Origin of the sequence: Pseudarthrobacter sp. MEB009 (assembly GCF_030208875.1) — a bacterium.
Taxonomy (GTDB): Bacteria; Actinomycetota; Actinomycetes; order Actinomycetales; family Micrococcaceae; genus Arthrobacter.
Genome location: NZ_JARVTC010000014.1, coordinates 75910 through 98014, shown reverse-complemented (window position 1 = coordinate 98014; position 22105 = coordinate 75910). Strand labels below are relative to the sequence as shown.

Genomic DNA, 22105 nt, shown 5'->3' with positions numbered 1-22105 from the left:
CTTTTCGTCGGATTGTGCTGACTCGCGTGTTTCGGCCGGGCTGCGTCCAGTGCTCAGTGTGATGGTGTTCTTAGCTGTGGATAACTTTGATCACATAACTGTGACGTGGGTTACTCTTAAGGCACTATTCGGGGGGATGACGCCGTTCTTACGATTCGGGGGATTAGCGCCCATGAGATCACCAAGCGTTGTTTGGCCCCGAGGCCTGAATCCCGGAGCCCTGACTGTGCTGGTGTGCTCGCTGCTGGTTTGGTCTCTGCTGGTGCTCGCCGGATGCGACTCCGGCGGATCTCCCGGCCAGACATCGAGTGCGTCCGTTACGGCATCGGCGGGTCCAAGCGAGTCGGCAACCTTGAGTGCCACCCCTACCCCCACGGCCACCCCGTCCGGCGCCTACAAGCCCGCGGACGCGTCCGGTCCGGCCCAAAACGTCCCAGTTCCCGTGCTTCCGGAAGTGGCAAAGACCCGGACCAAGGAAGGTCTAGAGGCGTTTACGAGGTACTGGTTTGAACTACTGAGCTACGGCTACGAGACAGGTGACGTCGCAGAAATTTCGGTCCTGACGAACCCCGTATGCGCAATGTGTCAGCAGGCTAAACAAGTTCAACAGGGATGGAATAGTGACGGGCGCTGGCTCGCGGGCGGACGGATTACTACGCCTGTAGTCAACACAACCTACCGCGAGTCGAATGGTGTTTATCAGGTTGCTGTGCAAGTTTCACAGGAAAGGCTGAGTTACTTCAATGCTGACGGTACTTTGGACAGCGAAGATCCAAAACCGGCAGATTCAGGAACTCTAGTGCTTGCCCTTTTTCGGGATGGAGCCTGGTTCGTGGATGCTGTTGAACCGATCGTGGGCTGACACGTGAATGGACACAGTCATACGCTTCTCATCGGATTTCTACTCTGCGTACTGGCCGTGCCAACAGCTGCGTACGCTGAGGATCGTCCACCTAAGGGACATTGGGGGTCAAGCGGTGCCGAGATTGTGGGCTGGGTGTTCGACCCCGGTACTGGCGGATTCATTTCCATAGCGCCCGGCGACGTTCCTACCGACCCCAACGAATACAAATACGAACTCCAATGCCACCTCGGTGGCGGCGACTTCGATACCCCCTGTCTTGCCAGGCAAATCGACTGCACCAACGGTCCGGACGGTACGGATGGCATACCCGTAACCTGGCTGTCCCGGCCCAGAGGAGTCCCCGGCGCCGTCTGGTCCTACTACTCCGGCCCCACCTGCCTTTACGATGCCCAACCCGAGGACGTGCTGCTGCGCATCGCAGCGGACATCCAGCAACAGTTCGAGAATCTGCCAGTGAACGCCGGAACGGTCGTTGCCCAACCAAGCCCGCACACACTCAGGGGTGCAGAGACGAACTTCTACGCAGAGACCACGGAACAGGCATTCGATGTAACGATGTTCGGCCAGCCGGTGCACGTGGTGGCTACTCCAGTCCAGTACACGTGGAACTACGGCGACGGTACCGTTTTCGGCCCTCAGCCATCCATGGGCGGGCCGCTCCCGCAGGACCGATGGGGCGAGGCAACCCGGACCAGTCACGCGTACATGGCCACCGGTGACTTCCAGGTTGTCCTCACCACTTCCTTCCGCGGGACGTACTCAGTGAATGCCGGCCCGGCGTTGCCCATTCCAGGCCAGGGCTTGTTCGGCGCGCCACCGCGGACCGTCAGCGTCTGGCGCTCGCTGACCAGAAACTACGCCGATGACTGCATCACAAATCCGCAGGGCCAAGGCTGCCCGGGAGTCGTCGGAACCCGCTGACCCAAGACCCGGTGCGGGCTGTGATCCCGGTCGCATCCGGAATAGCCGCTCAAGCGCGCCCGTTGGCAGAAGCAGAACAACTTAGCCTTTGAAAGGATCTGCGCATGCTGTTTTCACCTCTCACCCTCGGCGAACTTGAGCTTCCGAACCGTTTGGTTATGGCACCCCTGACCCGTGTCCGCTCCGGCGAGGCAGGCATCCCGGGCCCCCTCGTCGTCGAGCACTACCGGCAACGCGCCTCCTTGGGCCTTATCGTCAGCGAAGGTACGTACCCATCGCCCGCCGGACGGGCTTACTCGGGCCAGCCTGGGATCGTTACCGATGAGCAGATTGCCGGCTGGAAGAAGGTCACGGACGCCGTACATGCCGAAGGTGGCCGCATCTTCGCGCAGATCATGCACGGCGGCCGGGTCTCGCACGAGGCCATCACAGGTGGCCACGAGATCGTGGCTCCCAGCGCTGTTGCCATCGAGGGTGACGTCCGCACCCCTCTCGGAAAGCTCCCTTACCCCGTGCCGCACGCACTGACCACTGACGAACTTCCCCTCGTCATCCAGGAATTCGTCACCGCGTCGCTGAACGCAGTCGAAGCAGGATTCGACGGCGTGGAGCTCCACTCGGCCAACGGGTACCTGCTGCACGAATTCCTTGCACCCAACACCAACGTCCGCACGGACAGCTATGGCGGCTCGCCGGAAAACCGGGCGCGTTTCGTCATCGAGACGGCCAACGCCGTGGTGGCAGCACTCGGCGCCAACCGGGTCGGCATCCGGCTCTCCCCGGAGCACAACGTCCAGGGCACGTCCGAGGTAGACGCCGCGGACATCAGGGCCACCTACGAGGTGCTGGTGGACAGCATCGCCCCGCTCAACCTCGCGTACCTCAGCGTGCTGCACCAGGATCCGGCCGGTGAGCTGGTCCAGGATCTCCGTGCCCGCTTCGGTGGCACGTTCCTCGTCAACAGCGGTTTTGGCGTGATCACGTCGAGGGAAGAGGCTGTTTCGCTCGTGGAGGATGGCCACGCTGACGCCGTTGTTGTGGGCCGACCCGCGATCGCCAACCCGGACCTGGCCCGCCGCTGGAAGGAAGGCCTTCCGCTCAACGAACCCGACCCGTCCACGTTCTACGCAGACGGAGCCGAGGGTTACACGGATTACCCGGCCTACTCGGCGTAATCACGGCACAAGCAGCACAGGCATGACGACGGCGGCACCCAAGTTGGGTGCCGCCGTCGTTAGTGCTGGCCGGTGTGCTGTCCCGTCAGCTGATGCCGATGCCATCCGACGACTTCGGCGCATGTGTTCAAGGTGGCCCGCCGGGTATCCGTAGAGTGCCGACGGTGATGAAATTTTACCCCGCAATCCAGCCTTTTTCCAGCATTTTTGGTGTTGATCGAACCTGTTACAGCACAGCCTCGCGTCCTGTTCCTTCCATCATCACCAGGCGCCCGTCGGCGATTGAGACGAGGACGCTTTTGGGCTTGCCGCTCACTTTTGTGATGGCCTTCAGCCCGCGGTTAGTCACCTCAACCCCAACCTGCGCGCCCTTGGCCGGCAGCTCAACTGACACCTCGGACGCTATGCCGAGGATGGGGTTGGTGGACACCCCGAGGTCGCGGCGCGCCTCTTTGCCGTTGACCGTCACGGTGATGTTGGCTTCCTCGAACCCCTCCTGAAACACGATAAGCAGTTCGCGCATGATGGCCTCTTCCTCGAGCATTAAGTGCCTGTGACGGCACCTCCACTACAGCACTTTGCGGGCGGGAGCGGAATACCCTTACCGGTTGCACCATGCCGCTAAAGGCCCGGCTCCGGTGGAGCCTGCGGAGCGGGTAGGGCAAGATGTTCAGGTGACTCAACTGCCGCACGCCCCGTCCTCCGCACCGTCTGCCGCATCAGGGCCGGACTCTTCGATCCACGCCCAGATCGCCGCGGAACTGGGTGTCAAAGCCTGGCAGGTCAAGGCCGCCGTGGACCTGCTCGACGGCGGGTCAACCGTGCCGTTCATTGCCCGCTACCGCAAGGAAGCCACTGGGACGCTTGATGATACGCAGCTCCGCGAGCTGGACGAACGGCTCCGCTACCTCCGGGAACTGGCGGACCGGCGCCGGGCAATCCTGGACGCCATCGAGGCCCAGGGACAGCTGACCCCTGAATTGAAGTCAGCGGTCCTTGCCGCGGACACCAAATCCCGGCTCGAGGATATCTACCTTCCGTTCAAATCAAAGCGGCGCACCAAGGCCCAGATTGCGCGGGAGGCAGGGCTCGAGCCACTGGCTGACTCGTTGTTGAAGCGCCCGGACCTGGATCCGGAGCGCGAAGCGGCACGCTACCTGAGCTCCGAACACAGCATCGAGGATGCTTCGGCCGCGCTGGCCGGAGCCCGGGCCATCCTGGTGGAACGCGTGGCGCAGGACCCGGATCTCGCAGCCACCCTGCGCGAGCGGCTGTGGACTCAGGGCCGTATGGTGTCCCGCGTCCGGAAGGGCAAGGAATCGGATGGCCAAAAGTTCGCTGACTATTTCGACTTCACCCAGGCTCCGGCCGGCATGCCCTCCCACCGCGTGCTCGCGCTGCTGCGTGGCGAAAAAGACGGGGTGCTGGAACTGGACCTCACCGAGGCGGATCCCTCGGACGACGCCGGCCTCACCGCCGCCCGCATTCGCTATGAATCGGCGGTGGCCAAGTGCCTCGGGGTTGCCCAGCGCGGCCGGCCAGCCGACACCTGGCTGATGCAAACTGCCCAGATTGCCTGGAAATCCCGCGTGCTGTCCCGGCTCACCGCGGACCTGCGCGGCCGGATGTTTGCTGCGGCGGAGGACGAAGCAGTCCGTGTATTCGCCGCAAACCTGCGCGACGTCCTGTTGGCGGCACCTGCAGGGAACCGCGCCACCCTTGGGCTTGACCCTGGCCTGCGGACCGGCGTCAAAGTCGCGGTGGTGGACGGGACCGGCAAGGTGGTGGCTACCGACACGATCTACCCCCATGCCCCCGCCCGGAAGTGGGATGAGTCCCTTGCCGCCCTGGTCCGTTTGGCGCGGCAGCACTCCGTCGAGCTGATAGCGATCGGCAACGGGACGGCATCCCGTGAAACAGACAAGCTGGCGGCCGAGCTGATCAAGCAGCTGCCGGACGTGGACCGGACACCTCAGAAACTCGTGGTTTCCGAGGCCGGCGCCTCCGTCTACTCGGCCTCCGCGCTGGCCGCTGCCGAGTTGCCGGGTATGGATGTTTCCCTTCGCGGCGCCGTGTCCATTGCGAGGCGGCTCCAGGACCCACTGGCCGAGTTGGTCAAGATTGACCCCAAATCCATTGGCGTGGGCCAGTACCAGCACGACGTGACTGCCTCGAAACTGGACCGCAGCCTCGACGCGGTAGTGGAGGACTGCGTTAACGCGGTGGGCGTGGACGTCAACACGGCCTCGCCTGCGCTTTTGGCCAGGGTGGCCGGCGTGGGGCCTTTGCTGAGCGAAAACATTGTGGCATTCCGTAACGAAAACGGACCCTTTGCCCGCCGTGCGGATCTGAAGAAGGTTCCACGATTGGGTGCCAAAGCGTTCGAACAGTGCGCAGGCTTCCTGCGGATCACGGGTGGCAAAGAGCCGCTGGATGCCTCAAGTGTCCACCCGGAGGCGTATTCGGTGGCCCGCAAAATCCTGGTGGCTGCCGGGTCGGCTCCCGCTTCTGCCCTGGATCCGCGGGACTTTGTGGACGACGCGTTTGGCCTGCCCACCGTTCAAGACATCCTCGCTGAGCTGGACAAGCCCGGCCGGGACCCACGGCCCGCCTTCGCGGCAGCCACGTTTTCCGAAGGGATTGAGAAGATCTCCGACCTTCGTCCCGGGATGGTGCTGGAGGGAACCGTCACCAACGTTGCGGCGTTCGGTGCATTCGTGGATGTCGGTGTCCACCAGGACGGGCTGGTCCATGTCTCGGCCCTGGCCAACAGGTTTGTGTCCGACCCCCGCGAAGTGGTCAAATCCGGGCAGGTGGTCCGCGTCAAAGTCTTGGAGGCTGACCCGGAGCGGAAGCGGATCTCCCTGACATTAAGGCTCGACGACGAACCGTCCGCCGGCGGTCACCGGCCCGGCCGTCCTGCTGGTCCCGGCCGCCGGGCAAAGGACGGCGCGGAGGCGTCGGGGACCGGATCGGCCCGACCTGACCGAAGCGGGTCAAACAAGCGCAGCCGTGGGCAGCACAAGGATACGAGCGGTCCGGAAGGTACAGCAAGCGCTAAGCCGCTTCCCCGCCGGCAGGTACCTGCGAGGCCTTCGCAGGCTGCAGCTGCTGACACCGCCATGGCGGAAGCACTCCGCAAAGCAGGGCTGGGCAATTAGCTGCCGCTTGTTGTCCTCTGGACCGGCCCGGCGGCAGCTGCACTGAGCAAGCGCGGCCGCCCGAACTGTGTGTGGACGCCGGGTGAGTACAGCACTGATTCGGGTGGCCCGGAAACACCCAGTCCTGCTGCGGACACCAGGGAATCTGAGATCAAACCGGCTTTTGCTCGATACAAAGGCCAAGGCCTATGCGTATTGGGAACATAAAATGACTTACCCCTGAACGCACTGTGCATGCCGAACCGAGCCGTGAGATGGATGGACAGCGGATCGTCGGCCACTTCACTGCGGAGCGGCTTTACGTCGAAGGTGCTGTGGGCGGCGTCTTGGCCGAACCGGCGGACCGTGTATCCCCTGGCGCCCTGATCTGTCCCCGCACCCCGGTAACCGATACGGGACCAGACGTATGGGACTCCTGCGGCTCTGGCCGCGATCACAACGGCGAGGCGGTCGGCATCGAGGCTGCGGAAAACTACGCCCCGGACCCCGTCCGGCCCCCGGGAGTACAGGCGGACGTTGACTTCGTTGAAGCTTCCGAAATACGGGATCCCGGGACCGCTGCCCAGTCCCGCCTGCCGCATCCGGAAACCAATAAGGCCCACCCAGGCGCTGCCGTCAAAAGTGTCCGGCCGCACCCCGGCTGGCATGTGGAGGCCGGCCGCTGATTCCGGTATCCGCCAGTGCAGGAAGACCGCGTCCTCCCAACGCTGATCCATGATGGGGAAACCCGACAGCGGTGGCGGGCTTGGCCAGCCGGTCTCGTCAGCAGTGTTCACCGTCTCTGCCATACGAAGCTCCAGGCGGAGCCCACCTTAGTTCAGCGGCCGGGTGCCGGCGGGGAGTTGGCCGTTGGCCAGGAGTTCCGCTGCAGCATCGGCCAGAGCAGTCAAGGCCACCCGCTGGGTCCAGGGACCATAGGAGATCCGTGAGATGCCCAGTTCCTGCAGTTTTGCGGGTGCAAGGGAGCCGGGCACATTGATGACCGAGACCTTGTTCCATCCGATGCCGGATACCAAAGCATTGACTGTTGCCTCATCAAGAAGGCCGGGAACAAAAACGTTGGTGGCGCCGGCTTCAAGATACGCTTTTCCGCGCTCAATGGCGTCAGCCAGGACATCCGCAGGGTCACGGTCTGCAGCCTTCAGGAAGGCATCGGTCCGGGCGTTAAGCACAAAGTCGACGCCTTCGGCGGCACCTACTTTGACGACAGCGGACATCTGTTCCACGGCGTCGGCCAGCGGGCGCATCTGGTCCTCGATGTTTGCCCCCACGATGCCCACACCGATGGCCCGCCGGGCTGTTTCACCCGGGTTGCCATAGCCGGACTCAAGATCTGCAGAAACCGGCAAGTGGGTAGCCGCCGCGATGCGGCCAACCGCCGTGATCATTTCGTCGACCGGGATGTTTTCGCCATCCTCGTAGCCCAGCGATGCGGCGATGGAGTGGCTGGCCGTAGCCAAGGCCACCGTTCCGGGAACATCCGTAATGACCTTGGCGCTGATGGCATCCCAGACGTTGACCACTTGGAGAATTTCGGCAGACTGGTGGAGTCGGAGCAGTTCAGAGGCCTTTGCGGCGGTAGTTGCAGTCATGACTGAAGCCTAGTTGATCTGCCTGCTGCCTGGCGGGGCAACGCCTGCTGCTTGCTGGCCGTTGGCTGCAATGATTCAGGCGGGGGTGGCGGCTTGAAATAGCGGTTGTGCCGTGGGCTTCGGGTTGGGTCGATATGGCGTGGCGGTATAAAGGTCGGGATGCCGCCGGCGACGGTTATGGTCCACAGCTCCTTATGGATGATGTGGTGATGATGTGAGCAGAGCAGGACACCATTGTCCGCCGCAGTGGTTCCGCCTTGGGACCAGTACGTGATGTGGTGGGCTTCGCACCATGGCGCCGGAATGGTGCAGTCAGGAAAGGCGCAACCCCGGTCGCGGGCGATGAGGGCGAGCCGTTGGGCCTGCGTGAACAGACGTGATTTCCGACCGACGTCGAGAATCTCGCCTCGGCTGCCGAGAACTACGGGGATGATGTCCGCATCGCAGGCAATCTTCCGCAAGGTGGCAGCAGCGACCGGTCCAGTGAACACAAACGCCCCAGCCCCTGTCCCGTTCGTGGAACCAACTCCGGAAGGGCTTCGCAGGGTATTCGCGTTGCTGGCCGTCGCGTCTGGGGTGGCCGTTGCCGTAGTGGCGCCCTTATTGGTGGTGCGACTATTGGTGGTGCGACGGACGCCAAAGGTTTTTCCGAAGTTTGATCCGCTGAACTGCCGGCTGGAATCGTCGCCGTCAGACCGTACCGGAAAGAGATCCTTATGGTCGATGGTCGCTATTATCTGGGGCCGGTTGCCGCCCGTTACAGGCAGGAGCGCGGTGGTCAGCCCGGCTTTGAGGCCACAGACGAGGCCATCCAGTTGTTGCTGCGGGCGCGTGCGCCGCTCAAGATTTGCTTCAGCCTCCCGCCACACGTTGGCGCTGGCACTGTTGGGAGACACGGCTTCGCTGGCGCAACCTCTGTCTGAGCTGGGGTTGTCCGGGCTGCTGTCTGTGCCGGGCGTGCTGCTTCGCGGGTTGGTGGCTGCGTTCATGACGGTGAGGAAGTGTTCGAACTGGTCCGTGGTGGCGAAGATTTCGAGGTGGTGCAGACCGTTCCGTTGTTTGCGGATGAATGCGCCCTGGGTGTGGCGCAGGGCTTCTTCTGTGGGCTCACTGCCGTCAGCGTCGATGGTTTCGGCCCACTTTTGGGCAACCCGGACCAGGACGTCCGGGTCTGATTTGCTGGCTATGCCCGTGAGATGCTGCTCCACTTGTCCGAGGATTTCAGCATTGGCGCTGTGCTGAAGCCGGTCCAAGGTGGAGGCGATGATGGTGGCGGCATACGAGGAAATTTTGGGCGCCGCCGACTCCGAGGCAGCGGTGTCCGCGGGAACATTGAGGTCCTCGGGGTCGACAGTCTCTGCCGGGATTGACGTGTTCCCGGGACAGCCGGTACCTGCCTTGGTAAAAGCCGCTGCAAGGTGCTCGAGCGGTGCCGGAAGCTGTTCTCCGGTAAGCGTTGTGGCGGGGAGGATCTGATGCGCGAGGTTGAGCCGGCGCCGGGCTTCCCTGACGGAGATCCGGAGCCGCACGCGAAGGAACTCCGCGGTGTTTCTGGTGCCGTCGTCATTCGGGGACGGTACAACCGCCCGCGGCCAGCCCGCGTCTGTTTCGTTGAGCGTTTCAACACCTTTGGCGTCCCAGCCCGTCACCCACCCTGCTTTGCCTGAGGCGCCAAGGCTGTCGCGGGCTGCTGCAACGGCCGCGGTGCGTGTCCGATCCACCGCATCGGCGGCGAGTAGTTGGAGATACTCAACGGTCCGCGAGAGGCTTTCGATGCTTCCGGCCACATCGGCTGCAGTTGCAAAGCCCACAGTAGCGAGTGCTTCGGGAGCCGCGCCCGCTGCTGCGGCGAGCACTTGGCCAAGCCGCGCCAATTCGTTGGCAAAACCAGTAGCGTCACTTTGTCGAGCCCAGCGCTCAGCCTCACTGTTAGGCACAGACCCGGACGCGGGATCACGCCAGAGTTGAGCCGCACGTGCCCGTGCCGTGGGCGTAGGAGAGGGCCAGGCCTCTTCTTTCGCCGGGGCCGCGGGCGGGGGACCAGACCACGATCCAGCCAAACGTTCCCGTGCCGCGGGTGCAGGCCGTGCCGTGGGCGCCGGCGCAGCCCAGGCCTCTTCCTCAGCCGGGGCCACGGGCGGGGGACCAGACCACGATCCAGCCGCACGTGCCCGAGCCGTGGGCGCCAGCGCAGCCCAGGCCTCTTCCTCAGCCGGGGCCGCGGGCGGGGGACCAGACCACGATCCAGCCATGCGTTCGCGTGCCGCGGGTGCAGGCCAAGCCTCTTCCTTAGCCGGGGCCGCGGGCGGGGGCGAGGGACGAACCTCGGACCAGGCACCCGGCGCAGTCTCAGCTTCAGTCCCGGGCCAGGGTGCAGGCTCAGACCCAGCCGTAGCCCCTGACCCGAAAGCCCGGCCAGGAGGCGTCATCTCTGAGTAGGGGAGCAGGGGAAAGCCGCCCCGCGCAGTCTCCGGGGACCTGGCCGGGAACGGGCGGGGCGTGACGGGGCTTGCGAGGGGAGTGCCGGCGTCGTGCGGGCCGTGGCGGAAGTCTTCAGCCCGGGGAGCAAGCGGGAGCAGCTGGGCGGTGCCGCCAATCTCGCCTGGCCATTCTCCTTGGGCTTCCATACATCAATTTTCCCAAGCGCGGGTTAAAGTTTCTCCCCAATGTTTTCGTATGTGGATAACTTTGACCTCGAAATAGGCGAAGAAACCAGCACAACCAGGCAGCTCGGCTACGGGTGCCGGACGCCGCTCCCCGTAAGGACCTCGCGGTAGCCTTCGCGGAACGAGGGGAACTCAAACTCCATGCCGCTGCCCCGCAGCAGATGGTTGCTGCAGCGCTTGTTTCCGCCGCGGGGCGGCCCCGCGTCGCCCACTGCAGGCTCGGGCAGGCCGATGTGAGTTGCCAGGAAGCTGAGGACACTCCCCAAATCTGCAGGGTCGTCATCCACGCCCACGTAAATAGGACCAGGCTCAGCGGCCATGGTGGCCAAATGGACCACTGCAGCCGCCGCATCGTCACGGTGGATCCGGTTGGTATAGCGGACCTCTTGGGGAATCACTGCCGCGCCGCTTCGGACCTGGTCGATCAACCGCGTTCGACCCGGGCCGTAAATACCGCCCAGCCGCAGTGATACAGGAGCCGTGCCCGTCCCCGCTAGCCGCGTCCTGAGCAGTTCCTCGGCTTCGACGAGGATCCGGCCGGAGAACCCACCGGGCGCCGTTGGCGTGGATTCGTCCACCCAACCACCACCCGCGTCACCGTAGACGGCAGTGGAGGATACAAAAAGCACCCGGGCCGGCCGGACGCCGTCGCGCTCCAGCGCGTCAAGCACGTTCGCCACACCGCCCAGATAGGCGGCGCGGTATGCTTCCTCTGTTGGCGAGTCGGCAGCGACGGCAATTACGACGACGGTGGTATCCGCCGGCACTGAGGGCAGACCCGGAGCCGATAGGTCAGCCGCAACACCTTCGATGGCGGCTGGAAGTTTGCCGGGTGTCCGGCGCCAGCCCACCACGCGGTGGCCGAGCGCCGCGAACCGCAGGCCCGCTTCGGTTCCGAGATCGCCGCACCCGGCCAAAAGGATGGTCACCGGTTACGGAGCCTCCACCGGGAACAGGACGCGCGGGTCCTGCAGGAGCGCCGGGTTGGCGAAGGCTGACCGGTCGATGATTTCGTTGACGGTGAAGTTCCGGCCAAACCGGCCATCCGCCAGAGTGATGGGGCGGCCCACTACTTCACCCACAGCAAACTTGGCGCCGTCCTCGAACGGGACGGCCACCGGAGTCTTGCCGGGGAATGTGTTGAACGCAGCTTCCTGCTCAGCCCGCTTGCGGGTGGGCTTCTTCACCTTCTGCTTTGGTGGTGCCTTCCGCGGCTGGCGTGACGGGCGGCGCGAGCCGTCCTCCACATAGACGGGGGAGTAGGCGTCCCCACCTGCTGCTGCGGCGGCTGCCGCAGCAGCCCGGGGCAGCGGAAGAGCGACGGTGTCGAGCGTCTGCGGATCGATGTTCTCGTGCGGGTCCCGAAGGATCCAAAGAATATCGCCCTCCGGTTCCTGCGGCAGGAATTCGTGCTTGGGCAGCGGCCAGATGTAATCCATGTCCGGGACCGCATCCGTGAAAACGGAGGAGTAAAACTTGGGTTCCTTGCGCGCCAGCTTGGAGCGGTGGCTCAGGTGGAAATCGGCGTCGCCCAGCCACCAGGGCATGGCGATCTTCTCCACATAATCAGGGTGTGCGGCCTGGGGGGCGAACTCTGTGATGTTTGCCCGGGTGTTGTCAGGGTGGCCACGTTTGGCCCACTCATCCACCATGGCCAGGCCGTAAAGTGTCAGGGCCGGAACGTGGCCCATCCACATCCGGACGGCCGGATGGGTCTGCCAGCCGTATCCGGGAATGACCAGGGCGCGGAGCGTCTGAAGCGCCTCGACACGCTGCTTGCCCAGCCGGGCGGTGTCCAGTGCTGCGGCGCTTTGCCGGAAATCGGGGTACGGAAGGAAGGTTTGCATCCATTCAGTCTGACGGCAGCGGCCGGATGTGCCAATTGCAGTGCCGAAGACCACACCTCCACAGACAAGGTGTTCACAATGTGGACCCATGCATACCGGAGGTGCCGCCGCACACTAAGATACCCGCAACACCCCGGCGTCCTGGAAGCTAATCATGACAATAACACCTGTAACTCCTGCCCCAAGCACCGCCCAAATGCTGCCGCGCTACGGGCAGATGCTTCCCCCGGAGGCCAATGGCATCCTGGTCCTGGACGAGTTCATCATCGATCCTTCGGCCGCCCGTACGGAGCAGAATGGGTTCCTGGCGGGCATGGCGGCCGTTGCACGGACGGTGCGCCGGATCGCCGCGCTGCGCGTCATCATCGCCGTGGTGGCCATCGCCAACCTGCCCCTGTTCCTGCTGTCCAGCGGCTGGTGGATCTACGGCGTGTCCCTCACCCTGGTGGTCGCAGTCCACGCAGCGGTCAGCCTCATCAACAAGCATGAGCCGCGGCTGGAGCAGGAGGCGGCGCTGGCCATGCACCTGCACCGGGAACGCAGCGCCAACTACCGCAAGGTCCGCGACGCTGTGAAGTACATGATCGACACGCCCAGCAGGATGAATGAGCACCTCTACCTGGAGCTGCTGGCCGCCAAGCGGGTGGCGCTGAACCTGGCGCACGGCACCGTGGCACTGCTGGACACGAGCGACGACGCTGCCTGGAAAGTGCGCATTGTCAGGGAGTTGCCTGCCGCCTGAGCCCGCTGCCGCAACCGGCATCCCCCGCGTCGGCCCGGGACGTCCACCCGGGTAGGACGCCGTGAGTATGGGTAGACAGCATTAAAGAACGACGCCGGCACGCCCCTTGCGGGGTTGTGCCGGCGTCGTTTGCGGTCAACGGAATTTGTCTATCGCCGACCTGTTTGGGGAGCCTTTACAGGCTGGATGTTGTGCCAGGGCCGGGGCGCCACGTCAGGGCCGCCAAGTCAGCAGCTTCAAAGAGGTCGGCACCTCAGAGAGGACTGGCTGCGCCACCGGGGTCTGAACGGGCTTCACCAGAGGCGTTGCTGTCAGGCAGGGAGTTGCAGGACCTGGCCTGCGAACACCAGGTTCGGGTCGGACACCGTGTCGAGGTTGGCGTCTGCGAGGTGCTGCCAGCCGCCTTCGATGCCGAGCTTGCCGGCCACGATGCTCAGGGTGTCGCCGGCTTCAAGGGTGTAGGTCTCGCCGCTCAAGGCAACCGGCGTGGCGTGGCGCGCCGGCGCCTCGGCAACAGGAGCCTGTGCGGGAGCCGCCTGGGCCGGGATGCTCTGCGGCTGAACGGGGGCAGCCTGAACAGGTGCTGCCTGTGCCGGAGCCGCCTGAACGGGAGCTGCCTGTACCGGTGCAGTCTGGACGGGAGCTGCCTGTGCCGGTGCGGCCGGCGCTCCGCCGCTCAGGCCCAGTTGGGATGAGCAGGACGGCCATGCGCCCCAACCCTGTGCAGCCTGGACCTTCTCGGCGACGGCAATTTGCTGCTCGCGGCTGGCGTCGGCAGCACTGCCCGTGCCGCCGTACGCGGCCCAGGTGCCGGCGCTGAACTGCAGCCCGCCGGTGTAGCCATTGCCGGTATTGGTGGCCCAGTTGCCGCCGCTCTCACACTGCGCCAGGGAGTCCCACGTGGAGGCAGGTTCGCTGGCGTTTGCGGCTGTGGTGGAAAGGGCCAGGCCCGCTGCGGAGATGGCGGCGACAGTGAGTCCACGGCGCGCGGCAGTACGGAATGCTGTGTTGTTCATGGTGGTAATGCTCCTGAAGGCCCACCAGCGCTGGCTCCGTCCCCGGAGGTTGTCGCGCCACTGCCCGCCTCTTGACGAATAGAGGTCAATTATCGGTTGCTGCCGCTGGGCAGTTCTGGTGTAGGCAGCACCGGGCACTCATTCGCCCGCCGTGCGGGCATGCATTTCACGCTAGGACATCACCTGGGCGTTATCAAATCGAGACCGATCCTGAGTGTTTGCTGGTGGTCCTCCTCCCGGACGGGCGCGAACGGCGCGGGTGCAATATCCTGACCGGATGGAAAACTTTGCGGCTGGTACCGCCATGCCCGGAACCGAAGAAACCGAATCCGACGTCCTGGTCCCGGCCCGCCTCCTCCCCGTCGCGGAACTGCACCTGCACATTGAGGGCACCCTCCAACCTGAACTGATCTTTGCCCTGGCTGAACGCAATGGCCTCGAGTTGCCCTATTCGGGCCTGGACGAGCTCCGCGAACGCTACGAATTCACGGACCTGCAGTCCTTCCTTGACCTGTACTACGCGAACATGGCCGTGCTGCGGACCGAACAGGACTTTGCGGACATGACCCGCGCTTACCTGGAGCGTGCTGCGGTCGCCGGTGTGCGGCATGCCGAGATCATGATGGATCCGCAGGCGCACCTCTCGCGCGGCGTCGCGCTCGAAACCTGTGTCAACGGTGTCGCGTCTGTCCTCGCCACCTCGGAGCAGGACTTCGGTGTCTCCACCCTGCTGATTGCCGCCTTCCTGCGTGACCTGTCCGAGGAATCCGCCCTGGAGGTCCTGGACAACCTGCTGGCGATGGGTGCGCCGATTGCCGCCATCGGCCTGGACTCCGCCGAAGTGGGAAACCCGCCAGCCAAGTTCGAGCGGCTCTACGCGAAGGCGCGCGAAGCGGGCCTTCGGCTGACGGCCCACGCAGGCGAGGAGGGCCCGGCGTCGTACATCATCGAGGCGCTGGACGTGCTGGGAGTGGAGCGCATTGACCATGGCATCCGCTGCATGGATGATCCGGACCTGGTGGAGCGCCTGGTGGATGGCCGCATCCCGTTGACGGTGTGCCCGCTGTCCAACGTCCGGCTCCGCGCCGTGGATACGCTGGCTGACCATCCGTTGCCGGCCATGCTGGCCGCAGGCCTGAACGTCTCGGTGAACTCGGACGATCCCGCGTACTTCGGTGGCTACGTGGACGACAACTTTGCCCAGCTTGAAGCCGTCTTCGCACTATCCGAATTCGACAAGGCCCGGCTGGCAGCGAACTCCATCCATTCCTCGTTCGCTTCCGAGGAGCGGAAAGCGGAACTTCTGGAAGAGCTCAATGGGGGAGAAGTCCCGCACCCGTAGTCCAGGGTTTTCCGGCGTCACCGCAGCCGCCGAATGGGATGGAAGTAGCGCCGTGTGACAGGTGGGACACGGCGCTTCGGGGCTGGCCTTGAGCGTGCCTGCATCCCGCTAAACTTGGTGCCACAGGTGTGTCCTGGGACTGCGGGGCGGCATCCGTTCCGGCACTCCGGGGTCCTGCAGCCGGCCCCATACCGAGACCTCCGCCTCACTTGACGCTATTTGGGCTTAACAGTCGGTCACGACACGCAGAATTAACCAATTTAAGTCGCGAGATGTAACGGGCTGTTGGCAAAATGCCAGAGACCGATCGCTTTTATACAAGGGGAACCATGGCCACGTCCACTGCAGAAAACACCTTCCTTCGACTCAAGACCGTGTTGGACGTCCTCACCGAAGGTGTGTGGTCCGGTGATGTGCTGAACGCGGGCCAGGTCCTCGCTGAAGCGACGGCACGCGTACCGTTCAACGATCACGAAGGTGAGCTTCTCAGCGGCGGCATTCCCCGCGGGCACAAGACGCTCACGTCTGCCACGGCCAAGCTGGTCAAGGCCGGCTGGCTGGTCAAGGGCCGCTCCGGCTGGACCATCACCGATGACGGCATGCGCGCCACCGTTGCGTACCCGGACGCCCTGACCTTCGCTACAGCGCTCGACGCCGGCGCTCCCGTTCCGGCCGGAACACCGGTTCCCGCCGCGCCGGCAGGATTCGTCCGCCGGACCACCGCAGCAGAAGCAGTTGCCGAGCCCGTTAAAAAACCCACCAAGCGCACCCCGGCCAAAAAAGCGGCTGAGGTCGTTGAGAAGGCTGCAAAGGTCATCGAGGACGCTGTCGAGCCCGTGGTCAAGGCTGTCCGCACGCGCAAGTCACCTGCCAAGGCGAAGGCCGAAGCGGTGGCGCCTGCCGCCGTCGAGCCCTTTGAAGGCCCGGACGTCGAAACCCACCCCCAGCCTGAAGCCGTGGCCGTTGCCGGCGACTTCAACACCATCCTGGGCGCCCCCGAAAACTGGGCCCCGCAGTATGACGAAGCGCAGATGGAATTCGACTTCCTGGACCAGCTGTGGAAAAAGAGTGTCGAACTGCCGGCCGGTTTCTACACCTTCAAGATCGCCCTGAACCGGTCCTGGGAAGAGAACTACGGCGCGTATGGCGCTTTCGATGGCCCCAACCACGAGCTGCACCACAACGGCGGAACTGTCAGCTTCCGGTACAACCACAGCACCCGCGACATCACCATCAACTGACCTGTCGCCCCCAGGCAGCAGCGGTTCCGCCGCAACGCGGCACCAGCGCTGCCTGGCTGAGGGGCGGGCAGAGACCTGAAAGAAGGACCGCCATGGCCGGCAACGCAGGCCCCGGCTCGGGGAACATCCGGCTGGACGCCCGGGTGTTTGGCGTGGTCCAGGGTGTGGGCTTCCGCTACCGGACCATGGGCCAGGCCGAGGAGTTGGGGCTCACCGGCGAAGCGCGGAATCTCGACGACGGTTCCGTTGCCGTGGTGGCCGAAGGGCCGGAGGCTCAGGTGCGGAAGCTTTTGGCCTGGCTCACATCCGGTCGCGCCCCCGGGAAGGTGGAGCGGGTGGAGAATGCCATCACGGCGGCCGCGGGAACATTCAGCCGGTTTCGCGCTTACTGACCGGGCCGGTACAGCTGGGCGCCCTCCCGCGGGCTGAGGCCGATGAACGCGCCCAGCTCCTCCAGGGCAGCCGGCCGGTGCGGCATGTAGTTGGTGAGTTCCGGCGACCGGACCACAACAGCCCGCCATTGCCCGCGCGAGACTGCCACATTGATGCGGTTCCGGTTCAGCAGGAACTCGGCACCGCGCGGCGCCTCCGCCACGGCCGAACACGCCATGCTCACCAGCACCACAGGCGCCTCCTGGCCCTGGAACTTGTCCACGGTACCCACCCGGACAGCCGGCAGCCCTGCATCCTCAAGATGCTTCCGGACCAGATGGACCTGGGCGTTGTAGGCAGCCACCACCAGCAGGTCCTCCTGCACCAGCGGCCTGGGGCCGGCGTCCGCGGCAGGGGTCCACTTGAGCCCGAGGTGCCGATGCGCCTGGCGGACAATTTCGGCTGCTTCCTCCGTCGAACTGGTGGTGTTGCCGCTGTGGTCCACAAAAACTGTTTCCACTCCCGGCGGCAGCCCCGCAAGGTCCCGGCCCAGTGCAGCAGGGGCCGAGTGCAGTTTCCCGTCATAGCTCAGGCGTGAGACTGCCCGGCACAGCTCCGGGTGCATCCGCCAGCTGTCGGCAAGGAAGTAGCCCAGGTTGGCCGGCAGCGTTGCATGCCCGGCGGCGAGCCAGCCCAGGGCTGACTCGTCCACCGGCTCGGGGTGGGCTCCTTGGGTCACCTGCGGCAACTGCTGCGGGTCACCCAGGAGGAGCAGCCGGGTGGCTGCAATGGACACGGCCAATGTGTTGGCAAGTGAGAACTGCCCGGCTTCGTCGATAACCAGCAGGTCCAGGGAACCCGCCGGCACTTCCTTGCCGGTCATGGTCCACGCGGTGCCGCCCACCAGGCAGCCGCCGGGAGCGGCAAGAAGTTGGGAGACGTCGCCGTCGCCCGTCAGGGTCCAGGGGACAGGGTGCGGGGCTGCGAGCTTCTTGGCCACCACGGCAGCGTCCACGCCGCCGGTGTCGATGGCCCGGCACAGCAGGTTTTCCACCACGTTGTGGGATTGTCCCACAACGCCGATCTTCCAGCCGGCCGCCACCAGTCGGCCGATGACATGAGCCCCCACGAAGGTTTTGCCGGTACCCGGCGGGCCCTGGACGGCGAGGTAGGAGCGGTCCAGATCCAGCAGCGACTCCACCATGGCTGTGGCGTAGTCGGCGGCACCGTCGGGGCCGTTGCGGACCTCCACTGGCCCCGGGAGGCTGACGAACCGTGGCGGCAGCTTGCGCAGGATGTCCAGCCCAGGTTGGGCGGGGATCGCCGGTACCGCTGCCCCCACGCTCCGGGCGATGGTGGCGATGGCGGCCTCGATGCTGACGGTGGCCAAGGGCTGGTCCTCGGTGAGTGCCACCGGAAAGTGCGGATAGGCAGGCACCTTGGCCGTTTCGCGCTCGGCGATGGTGATCACCGTGTGGGCCGGATTGTCCGGCGCCGGTTCCAGTTCGAGGATCCTGGTCCCGAAGGTGAAGGCCTTGGCCAGCGGGGCCGAGTCGGGTGCGGCCATGCCGTCCGGGGCAGGATCGTTGTACAGCCGGCACCAGGCCGAGCCTGCCCGGAAATCCGAACCTTCGGTCATGGTGCCCCGCAGCTTCAGGACCCGGGTGCGCATCCGTTCCCGGGGTTTGGCCAGCGCCCAGCCCGACAATATTTCGGCAGAGGCCACTACAAACACGTTCCGTTGGTCGGACCACGCATCCACCGGTGCTTCCACCCGGTCGAAGTGCTGCCACCAGAACTGCTTGCGTTCCCGCCGGTGGTAGCCGGTGGCGGCGGCCACCATGGCGATGGCCCGTTCGTCGTCCGTCCACGGCCGGTTGTCCGGCAGGTCCGCGAGGTAGGCGCGCAGCCTGGCTTCCTCCGCGCTCTCTTCCGGCCCATCCGTGGCTGCCGGCCGTTCGGATACCGCGCGCGAGGCCGCAGCGTGCCCGGTGGCTGCCCCGGAAAGCGTGCCGCCGTCGGCAGTCGCCCCCACAGCCAGGAGCCAGTCGCGCAGCCGAAGGGTGGAGAGGCAGTCGTACTGGTTGTAGTCCGAGATGGACGCCAACACCGTGGCGGCTTCGTCCGGGTGGCCGGCATCCCGTTCGGCGCAGTAGGCGGCGTAGGCCACCACCGATGCGCCGGCGTCCTTCACGTCCCCGGAGCGGAGATTGTCGCCCATGTACAGCGGCTCGAGCTTTTTGATGGAGTAGGACGGCTCGGAAATCCGCAGCGAATGCCGGACGGTTGCGTAGAGATCCACCAGGAGCCCATCGCGAAGCCAGCCGTCCACGGTGTCTTCGCCGGCCTGGTGGGCCAGGGACAAGTGCCGGAGTGCAGTTTTTTCGTACGCCGCGTAGTGGTAGACGTGCATGTCCGGGTAGCGGGACCGGCGCTCTTCCACGTATGCCAGGAACTCAAGGAAGGCCTTCCGTTCCCCGGACCGCGAGTGCGCCCAGAACGGGCGGAACACCGGATCAGCGCCTGCAGGGGGAGCTTCGATCACGCCAAAGAGATACTCGATGCCCCAGGCGCCGGTGGCGGGGTCCTGCCAGAGGGGGTCGCCCTCGAAGTCGAAGAAAATGTCCCCGGGGCTGGGAGGTGGAAGGGTCCCGATGGTGTGCTCCGGCAGCACGGAATAGGACACCGTGTGCGCGTCGCCGTCCTTGGTGTACGTCCTGGAACCCGCCGGGGCGTCCAGTCCCAGCTGCATCCTGGCCTGTGCACGCAGCCGTGCCACGGAACCGGATGCAGCGGCCACGGGCATCGCAGCGAGCTGGTCGACGGTGGCGATGCCTTCCGCATTCAGCTTCCTGCGCCTGACCACGCTCATGCCCGCCACCATCAGCAGGTCCCGGTGCGCCTGGACCTGCTCCGCGCAGTAGTCGCACCGCCCGCAATGGACGACGCCGGGCTGCCGCCAGCGGACGGGGTCGGCACCAGACCGGTGCCGGGCAGTCAGTTCGCGGAAGCGCCGCCGTCGTTCACGGAAAACGGGCAGGAGGTCCGGCAGCGAGTGGCTGCTGCGAAGCCAGTCCGAACCCACCCGGGTGCCCAGCACCAGGGTGACAACGGGGGAAGGGTCAAGCCTCATGCCCAGCAGCTGGTCCCCGTAGGCAGCCAGCTGCAGGAGGGCCCCCACCTTGGCATGCCGGGCCAGCTTGGTGTCCCAGACTTCGTACCGCCCGGTTTTTCCCGTTCCTGCGGCATCGTTGACCAGGAAATCCGCGTAGCCCAGGAACTCGCCGTCGAAAAAGGTTGCCTGGAACACCACATCCGCCCCGGACCTGAGGGCAAGTTCGGTCTCGGCATGCCGGGCCTGGAGTTCGCCGCGAAGGTTCGGGCCCCGCTCCAGGGAATAGACTCCGGTTGCCCGGTTAGGGTCCCAGGTCCCGTACCTCGCGGTCAGGCTATCCAACACTGTCTGCTCGTGGCGGTCGCCCAGCGCGCCTGCCCTGGCCTGCATCTCGTCGGCGGGGAACACAGCTTTTTCGGCGCGGCCCAGTTTCTCGTCGAGGACGCGCAGCGTGCGGTACTCACATTCGCTGGCAGCCACCAGGTCCGTGGCGGAAAACACCAGGTCCGGCGCCGATCCGGCGTCATCAGGCTCAAGCAGAAACATGGGGCCTCCCCAGGAGTTGCAGGGCCGGTGGACGGTTCCGCCGGCCCTGCAATAAACCTAGCAACGGGGGCCGACAAAACGGCGGGTTAAGCCAGCCGGGCCGCGTTGCGGCGCTCGGCCAGGTGCCCCCACCCAACTGACTCGCAGTTGTTGTCGTTTTGAGCCCCCAAAACGACAACAACTGCGAGTCAGTTGGGCACAGCGGGGGATAGGGTGACGCTCCCCGAATCGCTGGATCCGGGTCGGCTCTGGGAGGCTGGTCCCATGACGGAAACCAGCGCTGACCACACCAACGCCTCCGGCCTGGCCCGACGGGTCCGGGCCGCGATCTGGGTGGTGCTGGCGGCCATGGTGGTTGCCGGCGTGACGTGGTATTTCGTTATGGCTGGCCAAAGCCAGGCCCACGACGTCCAGCCGGCTGCTGCCGCGCAGGTGGTGCGCGCTGACAGCCACCGGCTCACCGCTCCCATGGAGGAGAAGGCGCAGCTGGTGGAGTTCCTGGACTTCGAATGCGAAGCGTGCCGGGGCGCCATTCCCCTGATCGAGAGCCTGAAGGCTGAATACGGGGACCGGATCACTTTCGTCCACCGCTACTACCCGCTGGCCGGGCACCGGAACTCGGTCACCTCTGCCCTCGCGGTGGAGGCCGCCGCCCAGCAGGGCAAGTACCAGGCGATGGCGGACCGGCTTTTCGAAACACAGCCCCAGTGGGGTGAAGGCAGCGAGTCCAAGGCTCCGCAGTTCCGGACGTACGCGCAGGAGCTGGGCCTGGACCTCGCCGCCTATGACGCCGCGGTTGCCTCCGACGCAACGCGGCAGCGGGTGGAACAGGACATCGCGGACGGCAAAGCGCTGGGCGTCACCGGAACGCCCACGTTTTTCCTCGACGGCAAGAAGCTCCGGCTGGATACCGAGGCGCAGTTCCGGCAACTGCTGGACGACGCCGTCCGTTGAGCAGGCAGCCCGGCCTGCGATGGCGCGGGTAGGCTCGGTCCGGTGACGGAACCTGCCTTCGAACGGTATGCCCGGGATGTCCTGGCGCCCGCCGGTATCCCCTGGTCCGTTGGTGGCGACGCTACCAACGAGGATTACGAGGGAGCGGTGGCCCAGCTGGGGGACCAGCGCTGGCGGGTCCGGACCGCCCGCATCACACCACGGAAACCGGGTGCCTTCCTGGCCTTCTGGCGCAGGGCAGCGGACGGCAGCACAGCACCGTTCCCGGCGGACGCGCAGGACGGGCTGCTGGTGCTTGTCGACGACGGCGGGCGGCGAGGCGGGTTCCGGTTCACCGCTGACCAGCTGGAGCGTCTCGGCATCACCTCATCCGCAGGGCACCCAGGCAAACGCGGCTTCCGCGTCTACCCGGCGTGGAGCGCAGACCTCAACCCGCAGGCCGCCCGGACCCAGCGGTCCCAGGCCCCGGCCTTCTTCGAACTGGACTGACCCCAGCAGCCCCAACAAGCGGCAGCACCAGCAACTCCAGCAGGCCCAACAAAACCGGCCG

General features: G+C 65.4%; 18 protein-coding genes. 10 read left to right on the top strand and 8 right to left on the bottom strand.

Features of this window, described 5'->3' with window-relative positions; genetic code table 11:
- Positions 1-61: 61 nt before the first annotated feature.
- From QRN07_RS14775 to QRN07_RS14765, 3 genes are all read left to right on the top strand, one after another.
- Complete coding sequence (locus QRN07_RS14775; protein WP_350224295.1) at positions 62-862, top strand: DUF6318 family protein; 801 nt, start codon at positions 62-64, stop codon at positions 860-862.
- Between the two features lie 135 nt (positions 863-997).
- Positions 998-1786 (top strand): hypothetical protein, encoded by a 789-nt coding sequence (locus tag QRN07_RS14770; protein ID WP_285241425.1) that lies wholly within the window; start codon positions 998-1000, stop codon positions 1784-1786.
- Between the two features lie 104 nt (positions 1787-1890).
- Positions 1891-2961: an alkene reductase gene (locus tag QRN07_RS14765; RefSeq protein ID WP_050683926.1), complete on the top strand. Its 1071-nt coding sequence runs from the start codon at positions 1891-1893 to the stop codon at positions 2959-2961.
- A 226-nt stretch (positions 2962-3187) separates the two neighbouring features.
- Here QRN07_RS14765 and QRN07_RS14760 read toward each other — a convergent pair whose 3' ends face one another.
- Positions 3188-3505 (bottom strand): hypothetical protein, encoded by a 318-nt coding sequence (locus QRN07_RS14760; RefSeq protein ID WP_050683925.1) that lies wholly within the window; start codon positions 3503-3505, stop codon positions 3188-3190.
- 130 nt (positions 3506-3635) lie between these two features.
- Between QRN07_RS14760 and QRN07_RS14755 the strand changes: the two genes are divergently transcribed.
- Positions 3636-6122, top strand: a complete 2487-nt coding sequence (locus tag QRN07_RS14755) for a Tex family protein (RefSeq protein WP_050683924.1) — start codon at positions 3636-3638, stop codon at positions 6120-6122.
- Here the strand turns inward: QRN07_RS14755 and QRN07_RS14750 are convergent.
- The 5 genes from QRN07_RS14750 to QRN07_RS14730 form a co-directional block, all read right to left on the bottom strand.
- Positions 6119-6838, bottom strand: a complete 720-nt coding sequence (locus tag QRN07_RS14750; RefSeq protein WP_082178141.1) for a YqjF family protein — start codon at positions 6836-6838, stop codon at positions 6119-6121. The genes QRN07_RS14755 and QRN07_RS14750 overlap by 4 nt on opposite strands.
- Positions 6839-6934: 96 nt before the next feature.
- A complete protein-coding gene (locus QRN07_RS14745; RefSeq protein ID WP_050683922.1) occupies positions 6935-7714 on the bottom strand; it encodes an isocitrate lyase/PEP mutase family protein in 780 nt (259 codons plus the stop codon).
- Positions 7711-9570, bottom strand: a complete 1860-nt coding sequence (locus QRN07_RS14740; protein WP_350224294.1) for an HNH endonuclease signature motif containing protein — start codon at positions 9568-9570, stop codon at positions 7711-7713. The genes QRN07_RS14745 and QRN07_RS14740 overlap by 4 nt, the downstream gene beginning before the upstream one ends.
- A gap of 878 nt (positions 9571-10448) precedes the next feature.
- Entirely contained in the window at positions 10449-11309 is an 861-nt protein-coding gene (locus tag QRN07_RS14735; protein ID WP_285241423.1) for an SDR family oxidoreductase, read from the bottom strand.
- A gap of 3 nt (positions 11310-11312) precedes the next feature.
- A complete protein-coding gene (locus QRN07_RS14730; RefSeq protein ID WP_285241422.1) occupies positions 11313-12227 on the bottom strand; it encodes an MSMEG_6728 family protein in 915 nt (304 codons plus the stop codon).
- Positions 12228-12381: 154 nt separating this feature from the next.
- Between QRN07_RS14730 and QRN07_RS14725 the strand changes: the two genes are divergently transcribed.
- Positions 12382-12969, top strand: a complete 588-nt coding sequence (locus QRN07_RS14725; RefSeq protein WP_050683918.1) for a hypothetical protein — start codon at positions 12382-12384, stop codon at positions 12967-12969.
- Positions 12970-13280: 311 nt separating this feature from the next.
- Here QRN07_RS14725 and QRN07_RS14720 read toward each other — a convergent pair whose 3' ends face one another.
- Positions 13281-13985, bottom strand: a complete 705-nt coding sequence (locus tag QRN07_RS14720; RefSeq protein ID WP_050683917.1) for a LysM peptidoglycan-binding domain-containing protein — start codon at positions 13983-13985, stop codon at positions 13281-13283.
- 304 nt (positions 13986-14289) lie between these two features.
- Here QRN07_RS14720 and QRN07_RS14715 point away from each other — a divergent pair, with 304 nt between their 5' ends.
- The 3 genes from QRN07_RS14715 to QRN07_RS14705 all read left to right on the top strand — a co-directional run bounded on the left by QRN07_RS14715 (position 14290) and on the right by QRN07_RS14705 (position 16960).
- Positions 14290-15327: an adenosine deaminase gene (locus QRN07_RS14715; protein ID WP_285241464.1), complete on the top strand. Its 1038-nt coding sequence runs from the start codon at positions 14290-14292 to the stop codon at positions 15325-15327.
- Between the two features lie 329 nt (positions 15328-15656).
- Positions 15657-16568 carry a pullulanase X25 domain-containing protein gene (locus QRN07_RS14710; protein ID WP_050683916.1) on the top strand — a complete coding sequence of 304 codons (912 nt, stop codon included), beginning with the start codon at positions 15657-15659 and terminating at the stop codon, positions 16566-16568.
- Positions 16569-16660: 92 nt separating this feature from the next.
- Positions 16661-16960: an acylphosphatase gene (locus tag QRN07_RS14705; RefSeq protein ID WP_285241421.1), complete on the top strand. Its 300-nt coding sequence runs from the start codon at positions 16661-16663 to the stop codon at positions 16958-16960.
- Here QRN07_RS14705 and QRN07_RS14700 read toward each other — a convergent pair.
- Entirely contained in the window at positions 16954-20601 is a 3648-nt protein-coding gene (locus QRN07_RS14700; protein ID WP_285241420.1) for a TM0106 family RecB-like putative nuclease, read from the bottom strand. The genes QRN07_RS14705 and QRN07_RS14700 overlap by 7 nt on opposite strands.
- A gap of 264 nt (positions 20602-20865) precedes the next feature.
- On the opposite strand from QRN07_RS14700, the gene QRN07_RS14695 reads away from it, so the two are divergent.
- On the top strand, positions 20866-21555 hold the full coding sequence (locus QRN07_RS14695) for a DsbA family protein (RefSeq protein WP_285241419.1): 690 nt from the start codon (positions 20866-20868) through the stop codon (positions 21553-21555).
- A gap of 42 nt (positions 21556-21597) precedes the next feature.
- A complete protein-coding gene (locus QRN07_RS14690) occupies positions 21598-22044 on the top strand; it encodes a MepB family protein (RefSeq protein WP_082178133.1) in 447 nt (148 codons plus the stop codon).
- Positions 22045-22105 lie beyond the last annotated feature (61 nt).

What these genes read in the sequence shown, in the direction of transcription:
- QRN07_RS14700 (WP_285241420.1), bottom strand. Translation starts at nt 20,601, where the DNA reads ATGTTTCTGCTTGAGCCTGATGACGCCGGATCGGCGCCGGACCTGGTG.
- QRN07_RS14745 (WP_050683922.1), bottom strand. Translation starts at nt 7,714, where the DNA reads ATGACTGCAACTACCGCCGCAAAGGCCTCTGAACTGCTCCGACTCCAC.
- QRN07_RS14705 (WP_285241421.1), top strand. Translation starts at nt 16,661, where the DNA reads ATGGCCGGCAACGCAGGCCCCGGCTCGGGGAACATCCGGCTGGACGCC.
- QRN07_RS14775 (WP_350224295.1), top strand. Translation starts at nt 62, where the DNA reads ATGGTGTTCTTAGCTGTGGATAACTTTGATCACATAACTGTGACGTGG.
- QRN07_RS14760 (WP_050683925.1), bottom strand. Translation starts at nt 3,505, where the DNA reads ATGCTCGAGGAAGAGGCCATCATGCGCGAACTGCTTATCGTGTTTCAG.
- QRN07_RS14695 (WP_285241419.1), top strand. Translation starts at nt 20,866, where the DNA reads ATGACGGAAACCAGCGCTGACCACACCAACGCCTCCGGCCTGGCCCGA.
- QRN07_RS14720 (WP_050683917.1), bottom strand. Translation starts at nt 13,985, where the DNA reads ATGAACAACACAGCATTCCGTACTGCCGCGCGCCGTGGACTCACTGTC.
- QRN07_RS14725 (WP_050683918.1), top strand. Translation starts at nt 12,382, where the DNA reads ATGACAATAACACCTGTAACTCCTGCCCCAAGCACCGCCCAAATGCTG.
- QRN07_RS14710 (WP_050683916.1), top strand. Translation starts at nt 15,657, where the DNA reads ATGGCCACGTCCACTGCAGAAAACACCTTCCTTCGACTCAAGACCGTG.
- QRN07_RS14730 (WP_285241422.1), bottom strand. Translation starts at nt 12,227, where the DNA reads ATGCAAACCTTCCTTCCGTACCCCGATTTCCGGCAAAGCGCCGCAGCA.
- QRN07_RS14750 (WP_082178141.1), bottom strand. Translation starts at nt 6,838, where the DNA reads ATGGATCAGCGTTGGGAGGACGCGGTCTTCCTGCACTGGCGGATACCG.
- QRN07_RS14715 (WP_285241464.1), top strand. Translation starts at nt 14,290, where the DNA reads ATGCCCGGAACCGAAGAAACCGAATCCGACGTCCTGGTCCCGGCCCGC.
- QRN07_RS14765 (WP_050683926.1), top strand. Translation starts at nt 1,891, where the DNA reads ATGCTGTTTTCACCTCTCACCCTCGGCGAACTTGAGCTTCCGAACCGT.